Source organism: Desulfuromusa ferrireducens (genome assembly GCF_055389805.1).
In genome coordinates, this window is sequence record NZ_AP042415.1 from 46,750 (window position 1) to 59,241 (window position 12,492).

Sequence of the window (12,492 nt, forward strand, 5' to 3'; positions counted from 1 at the left end):
GCTTTGACGTTAAATCATTCAAGGTTGAATCAAGTGGATAACCAGTCTCTTTTATTCGGACAGACGAGCCGATACAGACACTCTTAATTGCGGGACACTCGGATAATCGGTGCCAATTATAACATAGCCGCCGAGACGTTTTTTCTGCTCGGGGAATTTAGCCGCTATCTGCAGGGTAACCTTTTCTCCCGGCAGGATTTGCAGCGCGTCCAATTCGGCGCTAAACGCCGGGCTGGTCACTTTCGGCGGCTGGAGATTAATCGTCACCGAACCTTGATTAACAATTGTCACGCTCGAATTGAGTGGGACATCCGCCTTGACCTTGCCCCAGTTGACTCGATCCGGCTGGAGCAGCAGCTCAACCTTGACGTTGCCATAGAGGGCAAAAGAAACCTGCGGCAGCTGCGGGTCATTGGAATCGAAGCTGACGGTTTTGTTGATCGCACCCTTAAAACGGGTCGAGTCGAAGGTGGTTTTCAACTCCCCCATATCCCCCGGAGCGATACGCGTTGCCGACAACAGGGCCGCGGTGCAACCACAAGAGCTGCGGACATTTCCGACCTCTAGTATCTGGTCGCCACTATTATGAAAGCGGAAAACGTATTCAACCTTCTCCCCCTGGACGATATCGCCAAAACCGTAATTCAAGCGTTCCGCAACCAGCTGCGGAGCGGCACTCGCAGAAAGTATGCTGGAAAAAACAAAAAAAAGAGCAATCAAACAACGCCCCATAGTCTAAATCCTTTCTCTTCGGGTCAGGGTTCTAACAGCTTTGAATCATAGCATAAAGCCTTGCGTAAAACACCTGCAGAGCGCTCGGTAGCAATTGACAGGGCCGCACCCTTCCTGCTATAGATTGCTGTCAATCACATCACTTTTGGAGTACATAAATTTTATGGCGGAGCAAAACCGCAAGATCCTGTTTTCCCGGGAAAGAATTGCCAACGAAGTCAAGCGGCTAGGACAAGAAATCACGCGCGACTACGGCGATCAAGAAATCATGCTGGTCGGAGTACTAAAAGGCTCTTTCCTGTTTATTGCCGATTTGATTCGCGAAATCGAATCGCCGAGTGTTGTCGATTTCGTTCGTCTGGCCAGCTACGGTTCGGGCACCCAGACCTCTGGAATTATCGAGTTTCGCAAGGAACTGGAAATGTCGATTCGCGATCGCGACGTCATCATTATTGAGGATATCGTCGACAGCGGCTACACCCTGGAATGCCTCTTCAATAAATTACTATTACAACAACCACGCTCACTGAAGATCTGTACGCTCATCGACAAACGAGCGCGCCGCGAGGTCGAGATCGAAGCCGATTATATTGGGATCAGTATGGACGACGGCTTTATCATCGGCTACGGCCTTGATCATGATGAGCGCTACCGTAACTTGCCGGATATCTATCTGGTAGAAGAGTCTGATTGACCGGCAGGATACAGCGTCCCCTAAAGTCCGTTCCACGGCCTTGGCAAAGGAGAGAAACAGATGGTTATAGTCTGTCCCGAATGCACAACCAAATTCCGCGTCAACCCAGAACGGATCCCCGCCAGTGGGGCAAAGGTACGCTGTGCCCGCTGTAAGCATATCTTTCTTGCTGAAAAGCCTGCGGCTGAAGAAGAACTGCAAACAAACAGAGTTGAGGCTGTCGCGCCCGCCGAAGAAGCGGAACAGCCAGTCGTTGCCGAAGCCACCTCCCCGACAGAGGCAGTCAGCGCAGCCAGCGACCCCCTGGAGGAGAGTCTCGACACAGTCGACTCCAGCAACGGCTTCAGTTACGACCAGTTTCGAGATCTGGACGCAACCAAGACTGACGGTGAAGATTTTTCCTTTGGCGACAAAGATAAAATTGGCGAAACTTCACCCGCCTCAGTTGCAGCGATCGCCGCAACCGCTGACCTGCCGGAAGAATCCAAGGAAGAGGACTCTTTCAGCTTTTCCGGCCCAGCAGATGTACCGGCCGACAGCGCCGAAAGCATGACAGACGAAAGTTTTGCGGCAATAGCAAGTCCACCAGTAGAGGAGCCAGCTGGCGAGCCAAATCCCGAAGAAGGATCCGCAGCTGATGCAGCGCTTCCAACTCCAACAGAAAGCCCCAGAAAGAGTAGCTCGACAACCAGTTTCACGCGTATCTTTCTGCTACTGATTCTTGGCCTGCTGGTCGTCGCTGGAACACTTTATTATATCAATGGCCCTGAACAGATTGAGCAGGTCATCAAGCAGATTTTTGGTCAGCAACAACTTCAATCAGGACAAGCCGACCGGATTGCCCTGACCAACCTTGAAGGGAAATTCATCAAGAACCAAGAGGCTGGGGAGTTATTTGTCATCCGCGGTGAGGCAACCAATAACTTCAGCGAAGCGCGCGCCTCAATCCAGGTCAAGGGTGTCATATTTGATCAAAACGGCAAAGCGTTGCTGCAAAAAACCATCTTTTGTGGCAACCCGATCAGCGATCAAGAACTGCAGACCTTGTCGTTTAATAAACTTGAAGAGATGATGGGCAACCAGTTTGGAAAATCGCTAAAAAACATGAATATCAACAGCAAACAGGCGATCCCATTTGTCATCGCATTTCGCAACCTGCCGAAAAGTCTTTCTGAGTTCAGTGTTGATGTCACGTCTTCAGAGCCGGCCGCTCAATAATTATTCCCCAACGCTCAGCCCCGCCCCAAAATTAGATTCGCCTTACCCCAGCCCGCAAAAACAAAAAAAGCGGCGACTATTGCTAGCCACCGCTTCTTTCATTTGACATTGAATCGCTTGAATTAAGCTTCAGCGATTGCAGCCACCGGGCAGGTGTCTACACATGCAGCGCAGTCAGTGCAGGTACCAGCGTCGATCACGTAGATCGGGTCGCCTTCGGCGATGGCAGTCACTGGGCAAGAATCAACACAAGCACCACAAGCGATACATTCGTCAGAAATTGCATAAGCCATTGGTTTTTTCCTCCTCAAAAATAGTGAGTTGTTCAACCCCCGTAGATGGGCGTTGTATTTAGGACGGCGTAAACTTTAACCGATCTTTACTCGCCTGTCCAGTCTAGAAAAATCCTTGCCATCATATGGTAATCTGGGCTAATCTATACGCTCTTTTTATTCGGCAAACCCCTTAGAGTACAGGGGTTTTGCCGCCATATCAGATATCTCAATCGGGCTTTTAAGCAAAAATAAAACATTTTTTTATTACACTAAAGAAATTTTATCGAAGCAACATGCAATGAAGGAGACATAAACAATGGATATTCTTGCACTTAACTGTGGTAGTTCCTCAGTAAAGTACCAACTTTTCGACTGGAAGAAAAAGGAAGTCATCGCCAAGGGAATGGTTGAGCGGGTCACTATCGGTGATTCTTATATCATTCACGAAGTTCCCGGCCGGGAAACCTATCGTGAAGAATATGAATGCCCAGATCACAAAACCGCCGTTCACCTGATTGTAAAAATCCTCACCGATAAAGAATACGGCGTCGTCGAAGACATGACTCAAATCTCAGCCGTTGGCCACCGTGTGGTGCATGGCGGAGAAAAGTTCACCCGCTCGGTGATGATAGACAACACCGTTCTCGATGCAATCAAAGAGGTGCAACACCTGGCTCCGCTGCACAATCCGCCTAATATTTCAGGGATCGAAGCCGCTCAGGCCAACCTGCCTGACGTACCGCACATTGCGATCTTCGACACCGCTTTTCACCAATCGATGCCAGAAAAAGCATACACCTACCCGGTGCCCTTCGAATGGTACGAAAAGCATGGCGTGCGGCGCTACGGTTTCCACGGCACAAGTCACCTCTATGTCTCCAAACGGGCTGCGGTTCTGCTCGGCAAGGCACCCAAAGATTGCAACATCATCACCATGCACATCGGCAACGGCGTTTCTCACTGTGCGATCAAAAATGGCATCTCCATCGACACCTCCATGGGTCTCACTCCCCTGGAGGGTGCCGTCATGGGAACTCGCTGCGGGGATATTGACCCGGCAATTCCTGCCTTTATCATGGATCGCGAAGGACTTTCGCCAAAAGAAATTGACGGCGTCCTGAACAAAAAATCGGGCATTCTTGGCATTACCGGTGAGTTCACCGACCGCCGCGATGTCATCGAAGCCGCCGAGGCAGGCAACACACGCTGCAACTTGGCCTTGGATATTGAAGGCTATCGCTTGAAAAAATATATCGGTTCCTACTGTGCCTCTCTCGGCCAACTGGATGCCGTTGTCTTCACCGCCGGTGTTGGTGAAATGGGCTGGCTGATCCGTGAGAAAGCGCTGGACAACCTTGAGCATATGGGTATCAAGCTGGACAAGGAAAAGAACCGTAACACCATGACCCGCAAGAAGGAAACCATGATCACTACGGCCGATTCACCGGTCAAGGTCTTCGTTATCCCGACTGACGAGGAGCTGGTATTTACTGAAGATGTGGTCGCAATCCTCGAAGAAACCTACACCGACCACATGCAGTTTAAATACTCCTTTGCGGAAAGTACTTTTCAACGCAAGTAGCTCTGTTGCTCCCGAGTAACAAAGGGCCAGCAAATAATTGCTGGCCCTTTTTAGTTTTCCATTTTATTATTTTAAGCAGGCGGATCGGCACTCCGTACGTGAAAGCATCTGTCATCTGGAGCAGAAATGCCTGAAACCATCGACATACTACAAGCCAAACTGCAGCAACTCCAGGAAGAGAATCAAACCCTCCGGGACTCCTGCGAAAAGCTGCAGCAAGCACAATCAAGCTATGAACAGATCCTCGGTGATAACAATGCTAATTTACTGCGCACGGATATGGCGCAGATGGAATTAGAACAGATCTTTTCCGCCTATACCGATGCGACATGGGTCGTCAGGGAGGATGGCATCGTCCTACGAGCGAACGATGCCATGCTGAAGATGATCGACAAAACAGCAACGGAGGTGATCGGCAAAACCTGTTCAACCCTGCTAGATTACGACCTCTGCGATCAAGAAAACTGTCCGATCAAGAACAGCAAAGATAAAAGCACACGCGAATGTGACGTTCAATTTTCTAGCGAGAAATTAAAATACAAACATTTCTTGCAAACCTCAGCGCCACTTATCACCATTGACGGAACACCAGGGATTATCGCACAGTTCAAAGACATCACCAGCCGTAAAGAAGCAGAAGCGGCGCTGGAAAAAGCCAACCGCGAGCTGGAAAAAATGGCCCATATTGACGGGCTGACCCAGATTGCCAACCGCCGCTGCCTGGATGAAACCCTTGCCAAAGAATGGCGGCGACTTGGCCGTGAACAACAACCCTTATCCCTACTGCTGGGAGATATTGATTTTTTTAAGAAGTTCAATGATCACTATGGCCATCAGGCGGGCGATGATTGTCTGCGCTTAATCGGCAAGGCCCTAGCGGATTCGATGTTGCGACCAGCAGATCTCGCTGCCCGTTACGGTGGTGAGGAATTTGCAATGCTGCTTCCGGGGGTTGACATAGAGGGTGCGTTGCAGGTAGCTCAACGGGCACTTTCGGCCATCACCCAGTTGGCTATAAAACACCACAAATCGGACATCAGCGAAGTTGTTACCATCAGCCTGGGAGCGGCCACCCTGCTGCCGACAGCAGAACGAGCACCGAAGGACCTGATTGCATTAGCCGACAAAGCCCTTTACCAATCTAAAGAACTGGGACGGAACCGAGTCACGCCAGCCTCTCCCGCAGAAGACACCACCCAACCGGAATAAAGTTATCATTTTCGCGCCCTATCAAGCCTGCAGCCAAACGGGAAACAAGCCCGGTGGCAGCCTCCAACAGTTAAGCCAAGAACGATGACCGGTCTCAGTAGCCAACTACTCGCTCCTCCCGGGAGACGAGAATTTCTGCTCTAAAATATTGGATTGCCGCGGTTGTTGACCCTGCGGCTCAGGTCCTCCCATAAGCTCTGAGTTGCGCCCCCCTGCATGTGGAAAAGCGTTGACAATGGATTTCGCCATATGCAAATCGACTTGCGCCAGAATCAACTTATGCAACTGACGACCAAGCTGTTTCTCTCTAGCGATAATTGCCACCTTTACTTGACCCGCCAGTGCGATCGCCTGCAGGGTCAAGGTTAACATTTTAGCCAGTTTAGCCCGCTGTGCGGCCCCACTGCGACCGATCAGGCGATCGACATACTTAACACCACTGCCCCTCGCTTGACGCTGTACCCTGCTGGTTGCAGCAACACGAGAGATCCCCGGCAACGGGTGCGATTTTACCCCCGGTTTATTGCCGCGTTGCTGTACCACGTGGGTCAGTTCGTGAGCCATAAGTCTGCGCCCGGCAGTTGTTCCCGGCGCATATTGACCCCGACCGAAAACCACGTCAGCACCCACAGCAAAAGCGCGCGCATTGATGGAACCAGCCAATCTCCCCGCTTGGACATTATTGTGGACCCGCACGGCAGAAAAATCGACCCCGAAACGTGGTTCAAAAAACGATCGTTCTGACTTGGGCAAAGGCTGCCCGCCGCCACGCAAACCATTAACTTGTGCCGAAAAATCAGGACTCGCCTGCACCGCCAAGCCGTCGGCTCTTTGGGGCTGTACCATCTCCTCTTCTTCCTCAGATTGACGTTGCAACAACTTCGGCTGCGCCTCTTCCTCCTCCGCTTTTTGTACAACCAGCTTCTTCTCCATTTTTACCGGAGAAGCAGCAGAGGAAGCTTTCCCACTGTCCGCTTTGTTTGGATAGGGAATCGGGACAGGAGCCGCAACAGGCTCTGTTGACAGGATCCGTTCGGCAACGGCATCGGCTTCCAGCTCATAGCGATCGTTTGCTGGGCCAACCTTCAACTTCGGCTGGACTTTGTCCCCACTTATAATTCGGCTTAGATTTACGGTTGCGGAATCGGCTGACTGGCGCGATCTGTCAGCCCCTGTTGTCTGCGGCTTGGCTGCCGTTGTCTTTAATTTGTCTTTGCTCAAGGTCGAATACATAAACTCACCTCATTTCTAAATAACAAGGAGTGATCACCCACACACCCGCAATTCGATAAATAGAAGTCGAATTCAGATCGTCTTGCCAGACTTCTGAAATTCCTTCCGAATCCCATCATGCAGATCGACGTTATCGATCTGCAACCGACCATTCTCAAGGGCCCGCAGGGTCGCATAACGAACCACATTCATAATCGAACCGCCTGAAAGTTCGAAACGGCTGGCAAGCGCTTTCAGATCGATATCCGCCGCAAGTGTGGTCTTCTCTGAAAAGGCCGAATACCACAACCCGTACCGTTCACTGGCATCCGGCATAGGGAAATGAATAATCGACTGGAAACGGCGAATAAAAGCATCATCCAGATTGTCGCGCATATTTGAAGCAAGGATCACCACCCCCGGATAGTCCTCAACGCGCTGCAACAGGTAGGAGACCTCCTGATTGGCAAAACGATCGTTGGAACTGGAAACTTTGGTGCGCTTACCGAACAGGGCATCGGCCTCATCGAAAAAGAGAATCCAGTTATGCAATTCAGCTTTCTGAAAGATCTTTTCCAGGTTCTTTTCAGTTTCACCGATGTATTTAGATACGACCGCCGAGAGATCGATCCGGTAGACATCCCGCGCAAAAGCTTTTCCCAACAAACTGGCGGTCAGGGTTTTACCTGTCCCGGACGGACCATAAAACAGGCTACGGTAACCAGCTTTAAGTTTTTTTGCCAAACCCAACTCTGATAACAGTCGGTCTCCATACTGCATCCAGGCTTTGATCTCCAACACCTGATCGAGAACCTGGGCATCAAGCACCAGATCATCCCACTCCATTTCGGTCGTCATCCGTTTAGCGGGAAAATCGGCCCCAAAAATCGGTCGTCCGACCTTGCCGGTGGTCAATAAGTCAAGGACCTCGCGACTGATCGTCAGCAATCCACTCAGGTGTGGCTCTCCCGTTTCGACCTTTTCCAAACCGAGAATCCCCTGCTCGACAAACAGATGCTCGGCAGCAAATAAATAGTGATACGAAAACCGTTGCCCCAGATCGTTTCCTGCCAGCAGAAACAGGGCCGTTTCAGCGGTCGGCAGAAAACCGTTATAGGAGTGGCTGCGGCGGCCGCCAAATTCGGCAAAATCACGGTTACTGGTGGAATTTTTGGTAAATAACGCATCGAGCAACTGCGGTCGCACATGCGGTGTCAAGGTCAAGGCAAGAACCAATCGTTCCGCAGGATTAAGGCTATAGCGGCGCAAAAACTGACTGTAATTAGAATCACTCTCCGCCAGTGTCGGGGGCTGAGTAAAAATATCCCGCTGCTCGCATTGTTCGCCGAAGTGCACCTTAATCCGCGTCTCAAGCACTTGAAAGAGCCAATCGAGCTCGGCAGTTAACGCTGCGGCATTATGGACAAACGGATTCACCTTCATGGCCGTCTCTACCACTCCACTTGCAATGGTTTATCCATCCAGGACAACTGAATCATAGCGATCCCCCAGGGTAGTTGCTCGAGCAGCAAATCGTAGGCCTTACGTTCGATCCGCAATCGCCAGAACTGCTCTTCTTCAAGTAAAAGTCCTTCTCGTTGCAAAAAGGAACTGCGTAAACCGGCAACCGAGGTATTCTTTAACGCCGACCACTGTTTGATCACTGTCTCCAGCAACAGCACCACCTCGTGATCCATCTTTCCACTGCGCATCAAGCGGCGCGGTAGCGGTACCTTGGCCGGAAGGCCACAGAGCAACCTGTTCAGGCTCAAGGATGCTTCCATCCCGGCAGGACGACCAGTCACCAACTGCTGCAACAACAAGGCGGCATCCGGGCGCGGCCGTTGTCGCTGACCATCGGCCGGTTCAAGCAGATCAAGCGAGCTAAACAACTGCCCGAGATGCGGCCAAAGCAGGACCAGTCCGGCATTGTCGACGGCAACCTCACAAACGCTCTGTTCTGCACTCACCTCTGGCAGCATCAGACGCGAGCGCGGCACTGTTTCTATTTGTCGGGGCTGCGGTTGCTGCTCAATCTGTTGCAGTAAGGCGCGCAATCGGCCCCCGCTGTCCTCCTGCGACGTAGCCAACAATAATTGCAGCTCCCCTGATATAAGCGGCACTGCAAGTCCCGTATGACCAGACAAATGAACAACAAAACTCTCGACCAACGACGACAAATCGCTGCGGTCAGTCAAATTATCCAGCAACGAAACCAGCAGAGCCGACCAGATGAATGAATCGATCCCGCCCAGCAGCTGATTTTGGACAAGCAGTGCCCGCGTTGTTTTTCGCAACACAAGCAGCTGCTCACCAGTGGACGAACCGGCCAATAGCGTCACCACAGCAATAAGGCTGCGGTTAGAAAATTGCTCAACCAGACGGCTTCGCTGCCAAGGATCAGCAAGTACCTTTTTCAGTAGCTCAATAGCAACTTTCGGCTGCTCGGTCAAAAAATGTCGCAGCAGCTGATCCAAATTCTTAACCGTATGTTTATCGCTCCACCAGGGCAGCCAGCCCCATGTTAAGAACGTCGCCATTAGCTCAGCAAGAGAGCTGTCATTCTGTTCTTCGACCGTAGCAGCCATCCCCGCAGAGACAATCGGTCGATCTGCCTGCGCAGATAATTCGCTGCTGGATTGTTGATTTAAACGCTCCTGTAACGTTTCTGTTATCTGCAGACGCAGCCGTTCGATCCCGGCACTGGCGAACTCCGCTTCCTGTAAGGTGCCAAGATCGATCTCCAGCCGCTCGAAACGCAGCTCTTTCCCCCCGGCCAGGGAAGTAAATAGGCGCTCCAATTCTGGAAGAATCAGTTGTTGATTCAGCTCACTCAAGCGAGGCGAAAAATCCTTTGCCTGCTGCTGACTGCTGAACTTCAACTCAAATGTCTGACGATGAATCAGATGCCCCATTTTTTCACGCTATCCTCTGATCATATCGCTGACCAAAGCCTTCAGGTGAGTCTTCGATGTCGTTCCCTGTACTTCAACCAAGGTAGCGGATAATTTTTGCTGTTCGCTGGCGCTCATTTTTTCGCTGACCGCGATCGCCTCTTTAATAAAGACTTCTTCTGCCGAACCGGGGCGCACATCCTTGCTCCCTTCTTGCATCGAAACGATTTTTTCCTCAATGATGCTTCCGCTCATGGCTTCAGCCTCTTTCTTCCTCGCCACGTCTGCGTCAGTGGCGGTACCGGCGGCAACCTTCGCGTCAACCACAGCCATAAACTTAGCGATACCAGCCAGCAGTTCAGCGCTCACACCAAGGTCGTCACTGCCATAAGTCATCCCCACATCGGCAGGTGGCTCAATCTGCGCGACCAGCATCGAACCGGCAATTTTTTCCTGAGTCAGTAGCCGCCAATCAAAAGCATCAACCTTACGTTGCAGGTCGGCAAGGGACTCTTTCAACTCAACATTATCCGGTCGCCGTACCAGAAAATCATCATTCCAGTAGGTCCAATCGATTTCGTTTTCCTCCACAACCTGATCCTCCGGCTCCTCGACATCCGGTTGATCGACATGCCAATAGGGCAGACAGAAGTCGGCGACAATCCGTTTACTGCTGCCGGAATAAACGAGGATAAAAGTCCCCCCCTTTGGTACTCCGGCCAAGTGCTCCATTGCCGGGGCTTGTTTAAGAAACTGGGCAAAGATCGACAGTTCTTCCGCCCGTTTGAGACGTTGGGCAAGGACGCCCTCAATCCAGCCGAGGTATTTAAACTTGCTGTCGTTGAACAGGGTCTCGTAGGGAGTGAAAGACGAGGCGTAGGTGACACCGCGAATTTTTTTATTGATTCCGGCTGCCGCCTGCAACGCACTATCGTAATCCAGCTTAAACTCACTGAGCTTAAACTGCTTGTGACTGGCCTTTAAACCGCTGCTGAGTTTAGAGATAGAAGTCCCCAGGGCCGTCGCACTGGAATCGATAAAACTTTGATAAGAAATTGTTTCATCCTGAGCATCCTCAGCCGGCAAATCAGAATCCTTGACGACGGTCTTAATCTTGTCGGTAAAAATACTGACATTACTGAAAGTTTCCAGCAGGTCCTGACGATAAAGACGGTGCATCACCTTAAGGTCGCGCAACGGACCGATCGGACGGATGAAATAAGGCGGCAGGCCGGTTTCAATCTGCAAGGTCAGCAATTTAATCGGTAGATTGGCGTCCTTTATCTGCTTATTAAGCTCCTTCTCGACGGTCTCGACATGACCGTTTAAATGCCCCTCAATGCGGAAAAAATCATACGGGCACAGGTCGTACCCGAGCGGTGTCTGCGCCTCGTTGCTTCCTCCCAGCTCTTGCGCATGATAAGTATAGAGACTGCGCTGCAAGCCGCGACGACTGAGCTCAAAGTTCCAATTGTCGGTGAGCTGCTGTTTATTCTCCGGTTTATAGTAGTAAGGAACGGCCCGCTCCCCAAGCTCTGCGCAGCCACTACGACTTGGCGTAATCCGAATATCCAGCGCTTTGCTCGGCAGACTGAACAACCGGATCATGCGATCGATACGTTGATGCAGAAAACTGATTTTCTCGATCTCCGGCGCTTTTAAGTTGAGCAGTGGCGAGGCGTAGAAACCATGGCGGAATTCAGCGGCCGATGGCAGATCACCGAGCAAAACATGTTTGGGGAACAGTTCCACCGGCGGCACACAGAGGACATTATCGGCAAACAGGGCATCCCGGAATTCTTCGTAAGCCTGTTGTAAATCATGCGTGAAATCGTAGAGATACTGCACTCCAAACAGCGAACTCTTCACCCCGGCAAGGAGTGCCTGAAGTTTTTGTCCCCAGACGAGGGTCGGATCGGCCTTGCCGTAGCGTTCACGCAACAACGGCCGCAGCCACGGATGCCAGGCATTCTGAAACTGTTCCAGCAGCGCGGGCAGGACAACGTCGATCACTTCGCGGAATTTCTTGCCGAGCTCGGGGAAATCATTAATTTCATCCGCAGTGAGGATCACCCTCGGCATTGCCACCGGTGCAAACAACGCATAGCGCGGCCCCACCAACGCCTGCTCGCCAGACAACAATTCGGCATGTTCGGCCTCAACCAGCAAAACCTTGAGGTTGTTGCGCGCCTCCTGTCCCTTGTTGTCGCAACCACTGCCGGTGCAGATATCGGGATCATAACGATAGGATTCCAAATAGAGGACCGCGACCATATCTTTCAGGTCATTGCCAGTCTCGGTCGAAAAACGGCTCAACAGCTCACCGCCCTTTGCCACCAGTTCAAACAACGGCAGCGGATTTCCATCCGGACGAAACAGTGGATAGCGGGCATCCTCATCGGTAAACTTTTTGAACTGCCCAAAGCTGCGCGACTGCTCAATATCGAGAAGATCACCATCGGACGTCAGCGCCACCCCCTTGCCCAATTTGACAGACGACGCTGTCATCCGCAGATCCAAACCACAGACAATGCCGATGCCAAGCAACCGCGCCCGCGTCAGCCGTTGCTGCTGGTCGAGGTAGTCGGTCAACTGGTTCAACTGCTGCGAAGTCAGCACCTGGTTCTCTTCAAAAACCGTGTGCGCGGTCACCTTTTGGGATAGTTTATTCATTGA

The 12,492-nt window shown here is 51.5% G+C and carries 10 protein-coding genes; 4 read left to right on the top strand and 6 right to left on the bottom strand.

Features of this window, described 5'->3' with window-relative positions:
* Nucleotides 1–51 precede the first annotated feature (51 nt).
* Nucleotides 52–732 (bottom strand): DUF1573 domain-containing protein, encoded by a 681-nt coding sequence (locus ACZ5PT_RS00190; protein ID WP_464264793.1) that lies wholly within the window; start codon nucleotides 730–732, stop codon nucleotides 52–54.
* Between the two features lie 163 nt (nucleotides 733–895).
* On the opposite strand from ACZ5PT_RS00190, the gene hpt reads away from it, so the two are divergent.
* Nucleotides 896–1,426, top strand: coding sequence for a hypoxanthine phosphoribosyltransferase (gene hpt, locus ACZ5PT_RS00195; protein ID WP_464264794.1), 531 nt, complete (start codon nucleotides 896–898; stop codon nucleotides 1,424–1,426).
* A gap of 60 nt (nucleotides 1,427–1,486) precedes the next feature.
* A complete protein-coding gene (locus ACZ5PT_RS00200; RefSeq protein WP_464264795.1) occupies nucleotides 1,487–2,644 on the top strand; it encodes a DUF3426 domain-containing protein in 1,158 nt (385 codons plus the stop codon).
* Nucleotides 2,645–2,766: 122 nt separating this feature from the next.
* Here the strand turns inward: ACZ5PT_RS00200 and ACZ5PT_RS00205 are convergent, their stop codons facing one another.
* Nucleotides 2,767–2,937 (bottom strand): DUF362 domain-containing protein, encoded by a 171-nt coding sequence (locus tag ACZ5PT_RS00205; RefSeq protein ID WP_464264796.1) that lies wholly within the window; start codon nucleotides 2,935–2,937, stop codon nucleotides 2,767–2,769.
* A gap of 298 nt (nucleotides 2,938–3,235) precedes the next feature.
* On the opposite strand from ACZ5PT_RS00205, the gene ACZ5PT_RS00210 reads away from it, so the two are divergent.
* Together ACZ5PT_RS00210 and ACZ5PT_RS00215 are read left to right on the top strand one after the other, a co-directional pair.
* Nucleotides 3,236–4,501 carry an acetate kinase gene (locus ACZ5PT_RS00210; RefSeq protein WP_464264797.1) on the top strand — a complete coding sequence of 422 codons (1,266 nt, stop codon included), beginning with the start codon at nucleotides 3,236–3,238 and terminating at the stop codon, nucleotides 4,499–4,501.
* Between the two features lie 126 nt (nucleotides 4,502–4,627).
* Nucleotides 4,628–5,710: a diguanylate cyclase domain-containing protein gene (locus ACZ5PT_RS00215; protein ID WP_464264798.1), complete on the top strand. Its 1,083-nt coding sequence runs from the start codon at nucleotides 4,628–4,630 to the stop codon at nucleotides 5,708–5,710.
* A 105-nt stretch (nucleotides 5,711–5,815) separates the two neighbouring features.
* Here the strand turns inward: ACZ5PT_RS00215 and ACZ5PT_RS00220 are convergent, their stop codons facing one another.
* The 4 genes from ACZ5PT_RS00220 to ACZ5PT_RS00235 all read right to left on the bottom strand — a co-directional run bounded on the left by ACZ5PT_RS00220 (nucleotide 5,816) and on the right by ACZ5PT_RS00235 (nucleotide 12,489).
* Nucleotides 5,816–6,943 carry an eCIS core domain-containing protein gene (locus ACZ5PT_RS00220; protein WP_464264799.1) on the bottom strand — a complete coding sequence of 376 codons (1,128 nt, stop codon included), beginning with the start codon at nucleotides 6,941–6,943 and terminating at the stop codon, nucleotides 5,816–5,818.
* A 72-nt stretch (nucleotides 6,944–7,015) separates the two neighbouring features.
* Nucleotides 7,016–8,365 carry an ATP-binding protein gene (locus tag ACZ5PT_RS00225; protein WP_464264800.1) on the bottom strand — a complete coding sequence of 450 codons (1,350 nt, stop codon included), beginning with the start codon at nucleotides 8,363–8,365 and terminating at the stop codon, nucleotides 7,016–7,018.
* An 8-nt stretch (nucleotides 8,366–8,373) separates the two neighbouring features.
* A complete protein-coding gene (locus ACZ5PT_RS00230; protein WP_464264801.1) occupies nucleotides 8,374–9,837 on the bottom strand; it encodes a contractile injection system tape measure protein in 1,464 nt (487 codons plus the stop codon).
* A gap of 9 nt (nucleotides 9,838–9,846) precedes the next feature.
* Entirely contained in the window at nucleotides 9,847–12,489 is a 2,643-nt protein-coding gene (locus tag ACZ5PT_RS00235) for a hypothetical protein (RefSeq protein ID WP_464264802.1), read from the bottom strand.
* Nucleotides 12,490–12,492 lie beyond the last annotated feature (3 nt).

What these genes read in the sequence shown, in the direction of transcription:
- ACZ5PT_RS00190 (WP_464264793.1), bottom strand. Translation starts at nt 732, where the DNA reads ATGGGGCGTTGTTTGATTGCTCTTTTTTTTGTTTTTTCCAGCATACTT.
- hpt (WP_464264794.1), top strand. Translation starts at nt 896, where the DNA reads ATGGCGGAGCAAAACCGCAAGATCCTGTTTTCCCGGGAAAGAATTGCC.
- ACZ5PT_RS00200 (WP_464264795.1), top strand. Translation starts at nt 1,487, where the DNA reads ATGGTTATAGTCTGTCCCGAATGCACAACCAAATTCCGCGTCAACCCA.
- ACZ5PT_RS00205 (WP_464264796.1), bottom strand. Translation starts at nt 2,937, where the DNA reads ATGGCTTATGCAATTTCTGACGAATGTATCGCTTGTGGTGCTTGTGTT.
- ACZ5PT_RS00210 (WP_464264797.1), top strand. Translation starts at nt 3,236, where the DNA reads ATGGATATTCTTGCACTTAACTGTGGTAGTTCCTCAGTAAAGTACCAA.
- ACZ5PT_RS00215 (WP_464264798.1), top strand. Translation starts at nt 4,628, where the DNA reads ATGCCTGAAACCATCGACATACTACAAGCCAAACTGCAGCAACTCCAG.
- ACZ5PT_RS00220 (WP_464264799.1), bottom strand. Translation starts at nt 6,943, where the DNA reads ATGTATTCGACCTTGAGCAAAGACAAATTAAAGACAACGGCAGCCAAG.
- ACZ5PT_RS00225 (WP_464264800.1), bottom strand. Translation starts at nt 8,365, where the DNA reads ATGAAGGTGAATCCGTTTGTCCATAATGCCGCAGCGTTAACTGCCGAG.
- ACZ5PT_RS00230 (WP_464264801.1), bottom strand. Translation starts at nt 9,837, where the DNA reads ATGGGGCATCTGATTCATCGTCAGACATTTGAGTTGAAGTTCAGCAGT.
- ACZ5PT_RS00235 (WP_464264802.1), bottom strand. Translation starts at nt 12,489, where the DNA reads ATGAATAAACTATCCCAAAAGGTGACCGCGCACACGGTTTTTGAAGAG.